At 38.2% G+C, this 17,910-nt stretch carries 20 protein-coding genes; 13 read left to right on the top strand and 7 right to left on the bottom strand.

Annotated features, from left to right (window positions below; all coding sequences use genetic code 11):
* The first annotated feature begins 35 nt into the window (after positions 1 to 35).
* From folD to trpB, 7 genes are read left to right on the top strand one after another with little or no spacing between them, the layout of a single operon-like run.
* Positions 36 to 896: a bifunctional methylenetetrahydrofolate dehydrogenase/methenyltetrahydrofolate cyclohydrolase FolD gene (folD, locus tag FM071_RS04710; RefSeq protein ID WP_193111862.1), complete on the top strand. Its 861-nt coding sequence runs from the start codon at positions 36 to 38 to the stop codon at positions 894 to 896.
* Positions 896 to 1,705 (top strand): signal peptidase I, encoded by an 810-nt coding sequence (lepB, locus tag FM071_RS04705; RefSeq protein ID WP_193111861.1) that lies wholly within the window; start codon positions 896 to 898, stop codon positions 1,703 to 1,705. Before folD ends, lepB begins: the two co-directional genes overlap by 1 nt.
* Entirely contained in the window at positions 1,692 to 2,369 is a 678-nt protein-coding gene (locus FM071_RS04700) for a site-2 protease family protein (RefSeq protein ID WP_193111860.1), read from the top strand. The genes lepB and FM071_RS04700 overlap by 14 nt, the downstream gene beginning before the upstream one ends.
* Before the next feature lie 8 nt (positions 2,370 to 2,377).
* Positions 2,378 to 2,809, top strand: a complete 432-nt coding sequence (gene rpiB / locus FM071_RS04695) for a ribose 5-phosphate isomerase B (RefSeq protein ID WP_193111859.1) — start codon at positions 2,378 to 2,380, stop codon at positions 2,807 to 2,809.
* A 2-nt stretch (positions 2,810 to 2,811) separates the two neighbouring features.
* Positions 2,812 to 3,144: a hypothetical protein gene (locus FM071_RS04690; protein WP_193111858.1), complete on the top strand. Its 333-nt coding sequence runs from the start codon at positions 2,812 to 2,814 to the stop codon at positions 3,142 to 3,144.
* A gap of 9 nt (positions 3,145 to 3,153) precedes the next feature.
* The gene (locus tag FM071_RS04685; RefSeq protein ID WP_193111857.1) at positions 3,154 to 3,705 is read left to right on the top strand and encodes an adenine phosphoribosyltransferase; all 552 of its coding nucleotides are present in this window, start codon (positions 3,154 to 3,156) and stop codon (positions 3,703 to 3,705) included.
* Entirely contained in the window at positions 3,705 to 4,901 is a 1,197-nt protein-coding gene (gene trpB, locus FM071_RS04680; protein WP_193111856.1) for a tryptophan synthase subunit beta, read from the top strand. The genes FM071_RS04685 and trpB overlap by 1 nt, the downstream gene beginning before the upstream one ends.
* 18 nt (positions 4,902 to 4,919) lie before the next feature.
* On the opposite strand, the gene FM071_RS04675 is transcribed toward trpB, so the two are convergent.
* Positions 4,920 to 5,825, bottom strand: coding sequence for a GGDEF domain-containing response regulator (locus tag FM071_RS04675; protein WP_193111855.1), 906 nt, complete (start codon positions 5,823 to 5,825; stop codon positions 4,920 to 4,922).
* Between the two features lie 103 nt (positions 5,826 to 5,928).
* Here FM071_RS04675 and FM071_RS04670 point away from each other — a divergent pair, with 103 nt between their 5' ends.
* The 3 genes from FM071_RS04670 to metE all read left to right on the top strand — a co-directional run bounded on the left by FM071_RS04670 (position 5,929) and on the right by metE (position 9,935).
* Positions 5,929 to 7,338, top strand: a complete 1,410-nt coding sequence (locus FM071_RS04670) for a leucyl aminopeptidase (RefSeq protein WP_193111854.1) — start codon at positions 5,929 to 5,931, stop codon at positions 7,336 to 7,338.
* Between the two features lie 49 nt (positions 7,339 to 7,387).
* On the top strand, positions 7,388 to 7,588 hold the full coding sequence (locus FM071_RS04665; protein ID WP_193111853.1) for a hypothetical protein: 201 nt from the start codon (positions 7,388 to 7,390) through the stop codon (positions 7,586 to 7,588).
* A gap of 70 nt (positions 7,589 to 7,658) precedes the next feature.
* Positions 7,659 to 9,935, top strand: a complete 2,277-nt coding sequence (metE, locus tag FM071_RS04660; RefSeq protein ID WP_193111852.1) for a 5-methyltetrahydropteroyltriglutamate--homocysteine S-methyltransferase — start codon at positions 7,659 to 7,661, stop codon at positions 9,933 to 9,935.
* 67 nt (positions 9,936 to 10,002) lie between these two features.
* Here the strand turns inward: metE and FM071_RS04655 are convergent, their stop codons facing one another.
* The 3 genes from FM071_RS04655 to FM071_RS04645 form a co-directional block, all read right to left on the bottom strand.
* A complete protein-coding gene (locus FM071_RS04655) occupies positions 10,003 to 10,827 on the bottom strand; it encodes an OmpA family protein (RefSeq protein WP_193111851.1) in 825 nt (274 codons plus the stop codon).
* A 97-nt stretch (positions 10,828 to 10,924) separates the two neighbouring features.
* Entirely contained in the window at positions 10,925 to 11,248 is a 324-nt protein-coding gene (locus FM071_RS04650; protein WP_193111850.1) for an MTH1187 family thiamine-binding protein, read from the bottom strand.
* A gap of 100 nt (positions 11,249 to 11,348) precedes the next feature.
* Positions 11,349 to 12,032, bottom strand: coding sequence for a phosphoglycolate phosphatase (locus FM071_RS04645; protein WP_193111849.1), 684 nt, complete (start codon positions 12,030 to 12,032; stop codon positions 11,349 to 11,351).
* Positions 12,033 to 12,104: 72 nt separating this feature from the next.
* On the opposite strand from FM071_RS04645, the gene ychF reads away from it, so the two are divergent.
* On the top strand, positions 12,105 to 13,205 hold the full coding sequence (gene ychF, locus FM071_RS04640; RefSeq protein WP_193111848.1) for a redox-regulated ATPase YchF: 1,101 nt from the start codon (positions 12,105 to 12,107) through the stop codon (positions 13,203 to 13,205).
* A gap of 24 nt (positions 13,206 to 13,229) precedes the next feature.
* On the top strand, positions 13,230 to 13,835 hold the full coding sequence (locus FM071_RS04635; RefSeq protein WP_193111847.1) for a hypothetical protein: 606 nt from the start codon (positions 13,230 to 13,232) through the stop codon (positions 13,833 to 13,835).
* Here the strand turns inward: FM071_RS04635 and FM071_RS04630 are convergent.
* Genes FM071_RS04630 through FM071_RS04620 form a run of 3 tightly spaced genes read right to left on the bottom strand, consistent with a single transcriptional unit; the run spans position 13,822 to position 16,555 of the window.
* Entirely contained in the window at positions 13,822 to 14,646 is an 825-nt protein-coding gene (locus tag FM071_RS04630) for a phosphatidylserine decarboxylase (RefSeq protein WP_193111846.1), read from the bottom strand. The two genes, FM071_RS04635 and FM071_RS04630, sit on opposite strands and share 14 nt — an antisense overlap.
* Entirely contained in the window at positions 14,639 to 15,715 is a 1,077-nt protein-coding gene (gene truD, locus FM071_RS04625) for a tRNA pseudouridine(13) synthase TruD (RefSeq protein WP_193111845.1), read from the bottom strand. Before truD ends, FM071_RS04630 begins: the two co-directional genes overlap by 8 nt.
* A 21-nt stretch (positions 15,716 to 15,736) precedes the next feature.
* Positions 15,737 to 16,555, bottom strand: coding sequence for a thiamine-phosphate kinase (locus tag FM071_RS04620; RefSeq protein ID WP_193111844.1), 819 nt, complete (start codon positions 16,553 to 16,555; stop codon positions 15,737 to 15,739).
* Positions 16,556 to 16,640: 85 nt separating this feature from the next.
* Between FM071_RS04620 and FM071_RS04615 the strand changes: the two genes are divergently transcribed.
* Positions 16,641 to 17,852, top strand: a complete 1,212-nt coding sequence (locus tag FM071_RS04615) for a diguanylate cyclase domain-containing protein (protein ID WP_193111843.1) — start codon at positions 16,641 to 16,643, stop codon at positions 17,850 to 17,852.
* Positions 17,853 to 17,910 lie beyond the last annotated feature (58 nt).

Below are 17,910 nucleotides of genomic sequence, written 5' to 3'. Positions count from 1 at the left end.
TGTATAATATCAAAAATAATATTTATGAGGTTTAAATGCAGATTCTTGATGGTAAAGCTCTTGCACAAAAAATAGAAAAAAATGTTGCTTCTGAAGTCGTAAAACTTAAAGAAGAGACAGGTAGAACTCCTGGTTTAGCTGTTATTCTTGTTGGTCAGGATCCGGCCAGCCAAGCTTATGTAAGTATGAAGAAAAAAGCATGTGACCGTGTCGGATTTTATTCGGTTTCGCATGAAATGCCTGAAGATATCTCTCAAGAAGCCATAGAAAACACCATTAAGATGATGAACCAAAATCCAAATATCGATGGTATCTTGGTACAGCTCCCTCTTCCTCCGCAAATCGACACTACAAAGATCTTAGAGCTTGTTGATCCTGCGAAAGATGTTGATGGTTTCCACCCTTACAACGTTGGCCGACTCGTTACAAATCTGGATGGTTTTGTGCCGTGTACACCACTTGGTGTTATGGAACTTCTTGCTGAATACCACATTGACGTTAAAGGTAAAAACTGTTGTGTTGTCGGTGCTTCAAACATTGTAGGCAAGCCAATGGCAAGTCTTCTTTTAAATGCAGATGCCACTGTTGAAATCTGCCATATATTTACAGATGATTTGAAAAAACACACGCTTCAGGCTGATATTATCTTAGTAGGCGTCGGTGTTATCAATCTCATCAAAGAAGATATGGTAAAAGATGGTGCTATTATCATTGACATCGGTATAAACAGAGCGGACAACGGTAAACTTGTCGGTGACGTAGATTTTGAAAACGTCAGTAAAAAATGCTCTTATATCACACCTGTACCGGGCGGTGTAGGACCAATGACAATTGCCATGCTGCTAAGTAACACACTCAAAGCCGCAAAGCTCAATGCCCAGACAAAAGAGGCTTAATGAAAAACTTTTTACACAAAGCGTATAAGTGGTCCAATTCATGGACTGGGACAGTCGTCATTGTCCTTTTTATCATCTTTTTTGTCGCGCAGGCATTTCGCATTCCAAGCGGCAGTATGAAAGACTCACTGCTTATCGGTGACCATCTCTTTGCCAAGAAGTTCGCTTATGGTGTTCCCATGCCCTATATTCCATTTTTGGAAATTCCGGTCATTCCATGGAGCAAAGAGCTAAAGATAGTTGACGGAGACACGCCAAAACGTGGCGATATCGTTATTTTTAGATACCCGAGAAATATCAAGCAACACTTTGTAAAGCGCTGTGTTGCGTTGCCGGGTGATGAGCTTTTTGTAGCAGATAAAAATCTGTTTATCCATTTCAAAGAAGGTGATGACTGGATAAAAGGACACTATAAAAACTATGAAATAGCTGTTTTTGCAGGAAAATTATGGGTAAAAAATCCTTATATGAAAAAGCATCCCGGTATTCATCATGACCCTAAAATCATCAATGACGGACATTTTCCGATGCCGATCTTTTATATGAATCCTATCAAAGTTGAAAAAAACCACTACTTTATGATGGGGGATAATCGTGACCATTCAAATGACAGCCGTTTTTGGGGATCAGTTCCTTACGAAAACGTAGAAGGAACGCCTTGGTTCATTTACTTCTCGATTGACAAAAACTGGAAAGTTCGTTGGGACAGAGTCGGGAAAACACCTGCAGACCTTGAACAAAAGCCTTATCTGCAAAAAGCGATAGAAGAGAGAGAAAGAGAAGACAAAGAGTATTATGGACTTACTTGATATACTGAAAATCTTAGCGGCAGTCGCTGCGCTTGCCATTGCCATTATCGGTCATGAGATCATGCATGGATGGGTAGCACATATGTATGGTGACGATACTGCTAAAAATGCAGGCCGTCTTACTATCAACCCGCTTGTACATATTGACTTGGTAGGAACCATCATTGTTCCTGCCGCACTCTATTTTATTCCTTTGCTTCTTGGTACATCCGGCGGTATTTTATTTGGTTGGGCAAAACCTGTTCCTATTGACATGTATAAAGTTATTCAGCGTGGAGGCTACAATGCGGCCATGCAGGTTGATCTGGCAGGAATTGTCTATAACTTCACACTTGGAGCTATTGCAGCCATTGGACTGACAGCAATGAGTGCACCGACTACAGCTGATTCGCTCTTTTATGTCTTCTTTTATATTTTTATCTATCAGTTACTCATCATCAATATCGTTCTCGCTGTCTTTAACCTTCTTCCTATTCCACAGTTTGACGGTGGCCATTTTTTAATGCATCTTGCGTTAAAATACAATATAAAGTCGATTGCCGAGTTTTATTACAAGTATGACAGATATGGTATGATTATCGTACTGATTGTTTTAATGACACCGTTAAACCAATACCTGCTGTTTATGCCTGTACAGTTTATCATTAATTTATTATTATCTTAGGAGCAAAAATGAAATTTTATATAGGAACAGACCACGCCGGAGTCGATCTAAAGGATTGGACCGTCGAACTTTTACAATCCAAAGGTCATGAGGTTGTTGATTTTGGACCATTTTCCAAAGATAGAGTCGATTACCCGGACTATGCACACAAAGTTGCCCGTGCTGTCATCGAAGACAGCAGTGCACAGGGAATTTTGATCTGCGGCAGCGGTATCGGAATGAGTATGGCAGCGAACAAACATCACGGTATCCGTGCGGCACTTTGCCACGATGCCTATACTGCAATGGTTGCACGTGAGCATAACGATGCAAACATCTTATGTTTCGGCGAACGCATTGTCGGTAAAGGTGTTGCCGAGTCTATTATCGATGCATGGCTTGCGAATGGTTTTGAAGGCGGCCGCCATGTTCAACGAGTCGAAAAGATAGAGGCCGTCTAGTAATGTTCTGGGAATGGTCACTCTTAACAATCCTTTCCATTGTTTCTGTTTACCTGTTTGTAAAGATGTTCTATTTTAAGAGCATAACAAATAAGGAACAACGCAGTAATGATTTAATGAAGCTCACACTGCAAGAGGCTGAAATTCTTATTCGCAAATATCAAATTCAGCTCCAGCGTGCACTTGGAAATGTTGATATTTTAACAGAAGAGCTGACGAAACTCAGAAATGAACTCAAAGTTCTCAAACAGAGAAATTCAAAACACAGACAAGAAGTCGATCGTCTCAATGCCAAAATAAAAGCACTCGAGAGCCGCATCGACGCTCTACTCTAAGGAAAAAAAATGGTTACACTCAGTGATACTCAAAGAAAAATAATAGAAGACTCCATCAGAGATATCAAAGATTTTCCAAAACCGGGAATTGTCTTTAAAGATATTACAACACTTTTAAACAATAAAGAAGCGTATGGCGTACTTATGAATCATCTCTATGAACGTTATAAAGAGTATGATCTTGACTATATTGCAGGTATTGATGCACGCGGTTTTATCTTTGGAGCGGCGCTTGCACAGATGCTTGGTCTTGGATTTGTGCCTATTCGAAAACAAGGGAAACTTCCCTACACTACCATCAGTGAAAAGTATGCTCTTGAGTATGGCGTCGATGAGATCGAAGTTCACATTGATGCCTTTGGAGAGAAAAAAGGTGCGCGTGTGCTTGTCATTGACGACCTAATTGCAACAGGCGGCACTGCAAATGCGGCTGCCACCCTTGTCAATCAAACAGGTGCAGAGTGTGTTGAGTGCTGTTTTGTCATAGGACTTACATTTCTTGATGGCATCGAAAAATTAAAAGAAAAAACGAAAGTTTATTCACTTATAGAGGTTAATTAATGTATATACCAACTGCTTCAAAATTCGATCCGGATGAAAACGGACACTTTGGAATCTTCGGCGGACGCTACGTTCCTGAAACACTTATGCCGGCACTACTCAAGCTGCGTGAGGAGTATGATGCTATTCGCTTCGATAAAGACTTTTGGGCTGAAGTTGACTACTACCTCAAAGATTATGTCGGTCGCCCTTCACCGCTTTACTATGCTGCAAATATCTCCCAAGAGCTTAGTGCGAAGATCTACTTAAAGCGTGAAGACTTAAATCATACCGGTGCACACAAAGTAAACAACGTTATCGCACAGGGGCTTATGGCAAAACGTCTTGGATATAAAAAGGTCATTGCCGAAACCGGTGCAGGACAACATGGTGTTGCTACGGCCACCATTGCTGCACTGCTTGGCCTTGAATGTGAAATATTTATGGGTGCAAAAGATGTTGAACGTCAGGAGCTTAATGTCTTTCGTATGAAACTGCTGGGTGCAAAAGTAAACTCTGTTGAGAGCGGCAGCCGCACACTTAAAGATGCCATGAACGATGCCATCCGCCACTGGGTAACAAATGCGCGTGATACCTTTTATATCATCGGTACAGTAGCAGGTCCACACCCCTACCCTATGATGGTAAGAGATTTTCAAGCTATTATCGGCTGGGAAGCACGTCAGCAAATTTTAGAAAAAGAGAACCGTCTCCCGGATCATGTTATCGCTTGTATCGGTGGTGGTTCCAATGCCATTGGAATGTTTCAACACTTTTTAGAAGATGAAGCCGTCGAGTGTATAGGAATAGAAGCCGGAGGGCTTGGCATTGATGACAAAAACGGATGCTCATTGAAAAAAGGACGTCCGGGTGTTCTTCATGGACAAATGAGCTATCTATTGCAGGATGAAGATGGGCAGATACTCGAAGCACACTCTATAAGCGCCGGTCTTGACTACCCTGGAATCGGTCCTGAACATGCTTTTCACAATGATATGGGAAATGTTAAGTATGATTACATCACAGATAAAGAAGCGCTCGATGCTTTTGTATGGTTAAGTCAAAAAGAGGGAATCATCCCTGCTTTCGAGTCATCTCACGCAGTGGCATATCTCAAAAAACTGCCAAATATCAAAGATAAGCTCATCATTGTCAATCTTTCAGGTCGTGGAGATAAAGACATGATACAGGCTAAAGACCTGCTTCATTTTGACTAAAAAATATCTCTAAATAAACTAGTCAGCTATATGAATCTTTCCATATGTCTGTTTTTTTGCTTCGCTGAGAGCATATTTTGCTCGCTCAATCACCTCTTTTACATCGTCATCTTCTGTAAAAGAGGTGATTCCAAAGGCGAGTTCAGGCTTGATTCCCTTCATAACTTCAACATTTGAGAGTTCTGCTTTTAATTTTTTCGTAATATATTCTGATGCAGAGACACTTGTATTTGTCAAAAGTATAATAAAGTCCGATCCCGCCCAACGAGCAAGGACATCTGATTCACGGATTGAAGACTTGAGAACTTTTGCAAATTGTGCGATGACTCTTTCACCTTTTTCAAGTCCAAAAGTACCAATGAGTTTATCTATGTTCAAAAGGCTCAAATAGATCAAAGTCGTATCTGTTTTGTAGCGATTAAAATAGTTTATCTGATGGCGTAAAATAGCCTGCATATGCATTTTTGATGTTGACTTTGAAAGTTGGTCGATTGTTGCCAAGTTTGCGAGCTTATCAAGTCTAAGCTTATATTCACGCAGTTTATAAAGCTGTTCGCAATGGTAATTCACCCGAGAAACGATCTCTTTAGAGTCAAAAGGCTTTTTGATATAATCCGACACACCAGCTGCAAAACAGTCATCAAGCGTACTCTTACTATGCTCTTTTGCACTGTCTATATAGATAACAGGAACTTTTAAAGATGTTTCTGATTCGGCAATTTTCATGACATCTGCTACTGTTACATACTGAACATGAGAGTTAACAATAATTAAGTCATATGCATCTGCTTTTAACTCTAGAGCCTGAAATGCTTCCAGATCTAAAACAGCCTTGCAAACATAACCATTTTTACTTAAAACACTCTCCAAAACATTAAAATTTTGCTCATTAAGTTCAATTATCAGAATCTGTTTATTTATCATAAAAAAGATTGTATCATAAAAAAAAATTTTCTTAATAAAAAAAAGATTTGTTTCTAATATTTTGCTACTATTATGAAAAGAAATTTACAAAATGGAACGTATTATGAAAATAGAATTGATAGATAAAAAAAATTTTGATGCAAAAGAGAATCTGACGGTTAAACTCATTACACCGGAACGATTAGAGAAAGCGAAATTCAAAAAAACACTCAAAAAAGCAGGCTTTTGTGCAGAGCAGGACACACTCTGCGGTATGCATGGAAAATCTCTGCTTTTTTGCGGTATCGAAAACCATGATGAAGAAAATATCCGAACAGCTGCTGCAGCCGTTGCAAAAGCAGTAAAAGGCTTTTCTTACAAATCACTTTCTGTTGATATTGATGAAAAAAATATTCGTCATTTCATAGAAGGGTTCATTCTCGGAGGATATGAGTTTAACAACTATAAATCAAAACCAAAAAAGCAAAAAGTAAAGAAACTCTATCTTACATGTGAAAACGTAGAACACCTTACAGAGCTTTTTCAGGAAGCTGTTGTCGTTGCAGAAGCGACATGTTTTACACGAGATATTGTCAATACCGCTCCGGATGATATGCATCCAGAAACACTGGCGAAAGTTGCAAAAAAATTGGCACGTCAAAATCAGCTCTCTTGTGATATTCTTGATGAAAAAGCTCTTAAAAAAGAGAGATGTGAAGCGATGCTTGCAGTCGGTCGTGCCTCACGCCACGGCTCAAAACTCATTCATCTTGCATACAAACCCAAAAATGCAAAAAAACGCATAGCACTTGTCGGAAAAGGTCTTACATATGACAGTGGCGGATTAAGTCTCAAACCTGCTACTTCCATGGTCACTATGAAAATGGACAAAGCCGGCGCATGTGCTGTTCTTGGTATTATTAAAGCGGTAAGCGAGTTAAAACTCGATATCGAAGTACACGCATTTGTCGGTGCAGTTGAAAATATGATAGGCGGAGATGCCTATAAACCCGATGACGTACTTGTCTCACGCAAAGGCGATACTATCGAAGTGCGTAATACCGATGCAGAAGGTCGTTTGGTACTTGCCGATGTTCTTGACTATGCACAGGATAAAGTAAAAAATCCTGACTATCTTTTTGATTTCGCGACACTTACAGGTGCGTGTATGGTAGCACTCGGACAATACACAACAGGCGTTATGGGACACTCCAACAGACTACGTCATGACCTCTCAAAAGCAGCAGGAAAAGCCGGAGAACTGACAGCAAGCCTGCCGTTTAACAAACATTTGAGAAAACAACTTAAAAGTGAGATCGCAGACATTTGTAACATCTCTAGCAAACCATACGGCGGCGCTATTACGGCTGGTCTCTTTTTAGATAACTTCATTAAAGAAGAGAATAAAGACAAATGGCTCCATTTTGACATTGCCGGCAGTGCTTATACTGAATCTCCTTGGGATGTCAATGTCCATGGTGCAACAGGTGCCGGTGTACGTTTTATGAGTGAATTTCTTAAAAAGTTAAAATAGAGACTCAAATAATTTGATATAATTACAAAAATCTTACAAAGGAGATATAGTGGCATTACAAGAACTCTTTGCTGCAACAGCACTTGCCTTGCTAAACAGTACAAAACCATGTCATTGTCATCTCCTCTTTACAATAAAATCAAAACTTATGATTTTACTCAACCACTATATTCCGAGATGCCCTTTTTATACAGTATGTTTTGCATTTCGACGCAGTGGTATCCACCCTCCTCATACAATATCCCTTTAACCTATCAAAAAATCATATACAAACAACATAAATTTATCGTCATAACTGACACAAAACAAAGGATATTGCAATGTCAAAAAACTACGTATTAGGATTTCCAAGAATTGGAGAACAAAGAGAACTAAAAAAAGTATTAGAGAGCTATTGGTCTGGAAAATGCGACTTCAATGAAGTCACAACAACAGCAAGCAGATTAAAAAAACGTCACTGGGAGTACCAAAAAGATGCAGGTATAGAGTTTATCAGCTCAAATGATTTTTCACTCTATGACAATATGCTTGATATGGCTATCACACTCAATGCCATCCCAAAAAGATTTCAAGCTCTCAAAGATGAAGAACTCTACTTTGCAATGGCAAGAGGAAAACAAGATGCCGTAGCTATGGAGATGACAAAATGGTTTAATACAAACTACCACTATATCGTTCCTGAACTCTCACTAGAAGATAACTACAAACTCAATGCTACAAAGATAATTGAAGAGTATAAAGAGGCAAAAGCTGCAAATATCAAAACGAAGATAAATATCATAGGTCCTATAACATTTTTGGGACTTTCAAAAAGAGTTGACAGGGGGGATGTCTATGAACTCTACAGTAAAATCATACCTGTTTATGAGCAACTGTTACACGAAATTTCCAAACTCGACGATACTGTTGTCGTTCAGATCGATGAACCGATATTTGTTAAGGATTTAGAACCGAAGGTACTCAGTCTTATCAAACCTGCCTATGACAAACTGGCAAATGCAGCTAATAATATCAAGATAGCGGTTGTCAGCTACTTTGAGCACTCAAATGAAGCAACAAAAATTCTTCTCAATACTCCTATATGGGCGATTGGTCTTGATTTTGTTCATGGCAAAGAAAATCTGGATATCCTTGAACTCATCGCTGCTTCCAATAAAACACTCATCGCCGGTGTAGTAGATGGAAGAAATATTTGGAAAAATGATATTTTAGCTACACAAGAACTGTTGAAGAGTATAGAGCAAACTGTTCCTAAAGAGCAGCTCATTATCTCTTCCTCTTCTTCACTGCTTCATACGCCATACACACTAAAGTATGAAGTGAATATGAACAACGAGATTAAGAACTGGCTTAGCTATGCCGTTGAAAAACTTGATGAGATCGCACTCATTTCAAAACTCTTCTTTAAAGGATTTGAAACACTGAGTACAAATGAAAAAGCATTACTACAGGCGAATAAAGAGGCAAATACAAGCAGAAGATCTTCACCGCTTATTCATGACAAAGCCGTACAACATAGAGTCAGTAACATCTCTGAGTTTACACGTGAGGGGAGCTATGAAGAACGCATAAAGATTCAAAAAGAACTCTTGGGTTATAAAGAACTGACAACGACAACCATCGGCTCGTTTCCACAGACACCGGAAGTAAGACATGCAAGACGAGAGTTTAAAAATGGCACTATCACCAAAGAAAGATATGAACAGGAGATGAAGAACTATATCGATGAGTGTGTTGCATTTCAAGAGGAGTGTGGTATTGAAGTTCTTGTCCATGGCGAACCTGAACGAAATGATATGGTCGAATATTTTGGCGAACAGTTAAAAGGATATGGTTTCAGTCAAAACGGCTGGGTACAAAGCTATGGAAGCCGTTGTGTAAAACCACCCTTCATCTATGGTGATATCAGTCGTCCAAAACCAATGACGGTTGATTGGATTACATATGCACAAAGTAAAACCGACAGAATCATGAAAGGTATGCTTACAGGTCCGGTAACAATTCTCAACTGGTCATTTGTTCGTGATGATATGAAACGTGCTGATGTCAGCAAACAGATTGCCTTAGCTATCTGTGATGAAGTTGATGACCTGCAAAATGCTGGAATCAAAATGATACAGGTTGATGAAGCGGCATTTAAAGAGGGATATCCTCTGCGCAAAGCAAAAGTAGAGGCTTATGAGGATTTTGCCGTAAGAGACTTCAAACTATCTGTCAGCTCCGCTAGAAAAGAGACGCAGATTCATACGCACATGTGTTACAGCGAATTTAATGATATCATTCAGACTATTGAAGCGATGGATGCGGATGTTATTTCCATAGAGACTGCCAGAAGTGGTAATGAACTACTTAAAATCTTTGCAAAAGTGGGTTATAAACAAGAAGTTGGACCGGGTGTATATGATATTCACTCACCACGTATTCCATCTGTGGAAGAGATAGTAACACAGATATATTCGCTCTTGCAAGTTTTACCAAAAGAACAACTCTGGATCAATCCTGACTGCGGTCTAAAAACAAGAAAATGGGAAGAGGTAAAACCAAGCCTTAAAAATATGGTTGAAGCTGTAAAAATCGTTCGAGAAGCATTAAAATAATCTTCTTTTACTCTTTTTAATAGATATCATCATTTTCTCCGATGATATCTATGAGCTGTAGTGAGCGTTACTTCATAACTTTTGGTAGTTCATTAGAGAGAATCTCTAAATTAGGGAGCATAATGATCTCAATACGACGATTTAGTTTTCTACCTTCCGGAGTCTCATTGTTTGCACGTGGCTGGAACTCTCCATAGCCTGCTGCAGAAATATTTTTAGGATCAACTCCTTCTTCTGTCATTAAATGAACAACATTCAAAGCGCGGGCAGTTGAAAGTTCCCAGTTACTAGGATAGCGTGCACTTTTAATTGGGACATTATCAGTATGTCCTTCAACCTGAAATTTTCTGTCCTTAAATTCTTTGAGTACACCTGCAATCTGTTTTAAGACCTTTTGACCCTCTTCGTTTACATTTGCGTGACCTGTTTTAAAAAGAATATTGTCAGGTAAATTAATAACGATACGCCCTTTTTCAATACTTACACTCAACTGTCCTGCATCGATCATCTTCTGTAACTGATTGACAAAACGAGCATATATCTCATTACGTTTCTTTGTCTCTGCTTCGATCTGGCTCATTGTTTCAAGCTTTCTCTGTGAAGCATTTAAAAGTGCTTGCGTATCACTATACTCTTTTTCCAGCGCTGCTTTTTTCTCATTGAGCTTAGCAAGTTCTTTTTTCGTTTTTTCAATTTCCTGTCGATTTTTTTCCAATGCTATTTTTTGCGCATCTATCTGTGCATTTTGCAGACTGATTCTGGTTTGAGCATCACTGAGTGAACTTTTCGTTTTATCGAGTTCTGCAACAGTAGCTTCATACGTTCCTTTTGTTACACAACCTGTCGCAAAAAATGTGACAAATATCAGAATGATTATTCCACTATACTTCATATATATTCCTTTATTACAAAAATGTGATTAGCTAATCTGAGCGTAATCTTATATTTATAATTTAAATGGAAAGGAAATATCACAAAACAGAAAAAAACTACTTATGTACTTCTCTTTGGAGATTATTTTCTACAGACTTTATTTTATTTATTAGTCTATTTTCTGAATTATGCCGGATATCAAACTTTAAAGAGCTGTAAACCCTCTCACAATCTTTCACCTGCTCATAAGCAAGTTCTATAATATCAAGTGCCTCACGCATCGTTTTGGTTTCCACAACTGTGCCCATAGGCGTAAGCTGATATGCCACACCACTTTTATCTATAGCATCAATGATCTTTGCCACCTGTTTTGAAACACTTGAACCCTCACGGCAGTTATCTGATGTCGGAAACATCGCAAATTCTAAAAGTACACTCATCTCTTTCTCTCCTTAAATGAATTGTTGGCATATATGCCAAATAAAGATCTTAATGATCCATCTATACCACCGTCTATGACCGCAATCTTTTTACTCATAACTATCCAATTATCTCAGTCAATTTTTCAAATCTATCTACAACACCTGTTGGGTCATACTCTTGAATGTTTTCTTCGTAATTATACCCGTATGTCACTGCAAGTGAGTCTATGCCGGCATTGTGCGCTGCTATGATGTCATTTTTTGAATCTCCTACTATTACAGATTCATACTTTTTAATATTAAATTTCTCAAGTGTATGGAAAATCACCTCAGGGTTCGGTTTTTTTTTCTCTAAAGAGTTTGCACCAAGCAATAAGGAAAAATACTCTTTTATCTCTAAAGCATCCAAAATAGGTTCTATAAATTCACAGGGTTTGTTTGTAACTATTGTCATTATGAAGTCACGTTTGTACAAAGTATCAAGTGTCTCTTTGACACCCTCATACAGATAGGTCTCTTTTGCAAGATTGTGACTGTAATGATCTAAAAAAAGATCCAAAGCCTCTTCAAAAAAATTATTGCCTATATCTACATTTGAGATATCAGCTTCTCCTGCTAAGGCCCGCTTTACAAGTGTTGATGCACCGTTACCAACCCAGCTTCTTATTTGTTCTACACTGTAAGGCTCAAGCCGCAATGAGCGCATCATATAGTTTACTGAAGCAGCAAGGTCAGGAACACTGTCAATGAGCGTGCCATCAAGATCAAAGAGTATGAGTTTTTTATCTGTAAGTTTTATCATAGACGCAATTGTATCACGCCCAATTTTAACTTTACTTAGATATAATTGCAAAAAAATTATTAAAGGTATGAAATGGGATTAGCAATCGGCTTAGTAGGACTTCCAAACGTAGGTAAATCAACAACTTTCAATGCACTGACAAAGGCACAAAACGCGGAGGCAGCCAACTACCCATTTTGTACGATCGAGCCAAACAAGGCTGTTGTCCCGGTTCCGGATAAAAGACTTCATGAACTTGCAAAGATCGTCAACCCTGAAAGAATTCAATACTCTACTTTAGATTTTGTGGATATCGCAGGACTTGTAAAAGGTGCTTCACAGGGCGAAGGTCTTGGAAACAAATTTCTCTCGAACATTCGTGAAACAGAGGTTATTTTACAGATCGTTCGTTGTTTTGAAGATGAGAACATCGTTCACAATGAAGGCAGTATCGATCCATTGCGTGATGTCGAGATCATTGAAGGTGAACTTATCTTAGCCGATATCGAAGTACTTGCAAACAGAATCGAGCGACTGAAAAAACAGGCAAAAGCAGATAAAAGCGCAAAAGGAGCTCTTGAGATCGCAGAAGAACTTTTGGAGTTTTTAGGAGAAGGCAACTTAGCAAGAAACTTTGAAAAAGCCGATACAGACGAGTATAAACAACTTGCACGTGAAGTGAGATTTCTAACAGATAAAGAGATCATGTACGGTGCAAATACAGATGAAGAGGGTCTTTTAGAAGACAATGAATATGTAAAAGCCCTGCGTGAGCATGCCGAGAAGAATAACTGCGAACTTATCAAACTCTGTGCAAAAGTTGAGGAAGAACTCATCGGTCTTGAAGAGGATGAAGCAAAAGAGTTTCTTGATGAACTCGGCGTTGAAGAGTCAGGACTTGAGCAGATAATCCACAAAGGTTTTGATAAGCTTGGTCTTATGAGCTACTTTACCGCAGGTGTCAAAGAGGTTCGTTCTTGGACCATTCGTCAAAACTCAACTGCCCCAAAAGCTGCAGCAGTTATCCACAACGACTTTGAAAAAGGATTTATCCGTGCTGAAGTCATTGCCTATGAAGATTTTATCGAATTTGGCGGAGAAGCCGGAGCAAAAGAGGCAGGGAAAATGCGTCTTGAAGGTAAAGAGTATATCGTTCAAGATGGCGATGTCATGCACTTTAGATTTAACGTATAAGATTGTATTATGAAGGAGAGAATCATGGAAAAGCTTGCCTATGTAGGTCCAAAACCACTCATATCTCATAGAGGCATTGAGTTTGATAAAAATCAGGATGATAAATTTAATTATCTTCCTGTGCTTATTGAGCTAATCAAAGCACTTGACCATGATTACTTTGAAGATAAACAGTACACTTTCCTAGCCCATCCACAAGAGCTGACCAATACGGAACTTATGCAAAATCTATCAAAGTATTGTCCAGATTTGGAAGACCTCATACAAAAAGAGTTTTCTAAAGTTGACCAGCACATTACCGATGAACTAAAAAGAGTTCGCGAGAGTAAAACGCTTGATATTGAAGAGAAAACTGTTTTTGAGAACAATCTCAAGATCATGCATGACTATCTTATACACTTTTCCGTTAATCAGGCAGTATATACTTGTGCATTGAAAAAATTGGCTGAGCTTGTTGCAAAAGATCATATCGACTATATTAATGTACCATTATTTCAAAAATATGCTTATGTACTTCACGATCTGCAAGCTGTTTTAAAAGATCAGAAACATCCAATTGATACACAATTAGACTTTATAGAAAAAGATGAAAAAGTTACAGCCAGACTAAGAGTTATTAACTTAGTTTAGCAATAGTCTCTCCAAATTTTACTTTATCACCCGGTTTTACAAGTATCTCTTTAAACATCTCTTTTTCAGAGATGATAACAATCGTAGAACCCATCTCAAAACATCCAAAGTCATCGCCTTTATCAAGATAGAGATCTTGAAATGTATAAACCTGCTCACCAATCACATCTGCATCTGTATGAATACGAGGTTCAAAACTCACTTTCATTACGCCGACATTGAGTGCAGAGACTAAAACCATATAAAATCTTTTTCCCTCTACCGTTTCACACTGCAGGACAACCCTTTCATTCTCTATAAAAAGATTCAATCGTTTTTTGAGCGAAGGAAAATTGACAGGATAGAATTTTCCTGGAATATGCACCGCTTTTAATACTTTCATATTGATCGGGATATGATAACGATGGTAATCTTTTGGCGAAAGATAAAAGTTGATGAAGTCACCGTCACACACGGCATCTTTTTCAGACTGCGTGAAGTTGTTTCCTAAAAGGTCATCGGTTTTATAACGCATTCCTTTTATTTGTAGTGCATAATCATCTACCAATCCCCCGCATGCTGAGATAAGAGAGTCACATGGCGAGATAAAATCTTCTGCTGCTAAAGAGAATTTTCTTGGCTCACGCAAGTGTCTCGTAAAGAGCGCATTGAGACTTTTATATGAATTTGGTGCATGAAACTCACTCATATCAAGTCCCATTAACTTCACATAGCTTTGATTGACGATATTTTGGAACCATTTTGGAAACTCTTTGGATGCAAACTTTCCAAAAATTTGTGAGATGGCTGATGTAACATGTCTTTTATTCATTGATTTTCCTTTTTGCTATTTCTTCGATAAGCACTGTGGCATAAGAACCTTTTGGCAGTGAAAAGTTCAACTCATACTGTGCTTCAACAGGATTAAAACGCCCTTCCATATCTGTAGGATAGACCCAGGCATAACGTCTTGCACCATCTGCATTTATCGTATCATCATACTCTTTTTCTATGATGCGGGCATTTTGTGTTGCAAGACGTGCTTTTTTACCGACCAAGAGTCCCGTAACACTCACATCACGTTCATTAAAACGCTTTATATCCTCTTCTTGGCCTTCATAATCAAAAAGTCTTCCATGGGGATAATGTTCCATAACATCGCCGCTTATAAGCTTAAAAGGGTGTGTTTGAGCTTTCATCTTTTTTACTTCATGGTTTGGCAGATTTAGTAGTGATTCAAGTTCATTCTCACTAAAAGAGTTGACAAGTGAATTGATCTCAAGTCTGCGTGAGAGCCAAAGATTGAAAAGATGTGATTGGTATGCATTTATCAGCAGTTTTTTCACGCGGGGATTACGTTCACGCGCTTCTCCTTTTGCAAGCTTTTCTCCAAGTATATGGTTATCACCGTCATTGCCAAAACGCTGGTATCCAAAAAAGTTCGGCATTCCCTGTTTATCTATATTTTTCAAAGCTTCATCTATTTTAGCCGCACTTGTCGGATTGACCTTTTTAAGCTTGATATAGAAACGATTACCTTTGAGGTGCCCTATCCTGATCTTATTGTTATGGTATGTCTTTGAGAGGATCTTTATGCCATCAAAATTAAAATTTTCCAGTGCCTCTTCATATTTTCTGTGCAGAGATATATACTGTTTTGTCATTGCGTGCTTATCTTTAAGCCCTGCGTACCCTATCTCTTTGTTTTTTATACCTAAGTATCTTGCTATCTGACCTATCATCTCATTGGTTGAAAGATTCTTTTTACGTACAAAAAGGACTAAATGCTCGCCTTCTCCGCTGAATTCATACAGTGGTATCTCCTCTACAACAAAATCACGGGGTGTCTGCTTAAAGTGAAAATCTATACTTGCGTGAGCAAGTGAGTAAAATCTATCCATATCTATTTTTTTCCTAATTTTTTAAAAATGATGTGCTTTACATCTATTTGTATATCGTTTGCGTGAGGCTTTTGCAAAAACAGTAAGTTTTGTTCTGCTCTGCTTTGCACGTCTTTGCAGACCTTTGAGATTTCGTTTGTCAAAAGCGATAAGCATCTCATACTCTTCACCGCTGCAACCCATACTTTTGGGTATCTTTGTTATAAATTCAACGCCAAGACCATTAGCTTTCAACATTTTATCCAAATCACTAAAGAGTCCGTCAGATATATCCATACCGGCTTGTAATGCTCTCGCTGCTCTTTTGACAAATGCCTCACGCAGCTCAATATCTACAAATTTTGACTTTTGATGGATCTTGCCGCCGCGAAAAAGTCTTTTGAGATCCTTTGCGCTTCGTCCAAGCTCACCCGTATATGCCAAAAGAGAAGATCCTCTCATACCTTTACGCAAAAGCGGTCTCTCTGTCTTTGAGATCACAGTGATGGTAATATCGAGCTTTGTGTTACTTATCGTATCGCCGCCGATTATTTCCATATTATAACATTTTTCAACAAACTTAAAGCCAGCTGCGAGAGCCTGCATATCCTTTTTAGTCATGCTCTTTGGCATTGCAACACTTAAGAGTGCATACATAGGTTGAGCATTCATAGCAATGGCATCCGAAATATTGACCAGCATGGCTTTTTTGGCTATTTGAAAATAGTTCATCCACTTTTTTTTAAAATGGACATCTTCAAAAAAAGCATCTTTTGAGTAAACATATTTTTCTATGACGGCTGCATCATCACCAATGTGATTATTGTTAAAAAGTGATATAAAATAATTTTCTAAATTCAAAATTCCTCTTTCTACTTAAGCAACTCTTAATCGCAACCGATATAGAATAGTAAGCAATTATAACATTTTTAGGAAAACTAAACATATGAAACACTCGATTAAGAAGATATTTCAGAATTTGAACACTTATCTGCTTTTTGTTCTTGTTGCTGCAACACTTGGGCTATTAAGCATTTTTGAACATACTCTCTCCTTTGACAAAGTAGATAATCTTGTCAATCAAAAAAAGATTATTGCATCATTAACCCGACTTGACAAAAAAGACCTTGAATTGGCTCTCATTCAGTTTAATGGCAAAAGTACACAACTGCATCAAGAGATAGACAAATTAAAAACACTTTACAAATATGCCTATATGGACAAATACATTGTTCATAACGAGCAGGAATATCTTGCAGACCTAGATAAACTTTCTGCTTTGACGGATACTTTCAATCAGGCTGCGCAAGAGTACTATGTAGACACAAAAGATCCGGCACTTGATCGAAAGGCGAAGAAGAATCTTGACATTGCCTTTGCCAATATAAACAAACAAATTGACACGATACTTTTAAAAAACATTCATTATAATGAAGAAAAGTTTAAATATATAAAATACGCTGTCATTATTGTTTTTGTTCTTATCCTGCTCGCAACTTTTTACTATAGAAAAGCCATCAATGCAATTTACAAAGATATTGAATTTTTACTGCGAACGGACAAAAATAGAAAAACTTACAATATCTACTCACAGGAGGCTGATGCCATCTCACTGCGTATGAATAGAAAAACTGTCAGTAATGACAACCCTGATATGCTCGACCCTGTTACAGAGATCAACAATTACAAAGGTATGGTCAACGAGTATTCCATCAAAAAAAGAAAGCAAGACAGTAATTTCACTTCCGTAACAGTTTTTGAAATAGACAATTTTTCAAAATCAAACAGAGCTTTCCCGCAAGATGTGACACAAACAATACTGAAAAAAGTTGCCTATACAATTTCATTGCATCAACAACCTGTAGATGTCATAGCCAGAACAGATTACAATCAATTTACCGTCATTCTATCCCGTTCATCAAAAGAGCAGTGCTTTAAAGATGCTGAACTTATCCGTGAGAGTGTTGCTGAGTTGAAATTCAATATTCCGCATAAAGGCACAACACAGATCACTATGAGCGGCGGTTTTATCATCAAACCGAATAACACATCTCTTGAAGAGGCCATAAAACAGGCAAAAGAGATCTTACACTACGCCCAATCGCTCGGTACAAACAAGATCATGCAGACAAGGGATCTTGCTCAAAAGGACATGTAATATTCTTTTATATTATATGTCTCAAATTGTAACATACACAAACTTCCTCAAAACTAAC

It is taken from the genome of Sulfurimonas paralvinellae, from assembly GCF_014905135.1.
In the GTDB taxonomy this organism is placed as follows: Bacteria; Campylobacterota; Campylobacteria; order Campylobacterales; family Sulfurimonadaceae; genus Sulfurimonas; species Sulfurimonas paralvinellae.
Note: the sequence above shows the minus strand (reverse complement) of the source record. Positions and strands in the feature narration are given on the sequence as shown.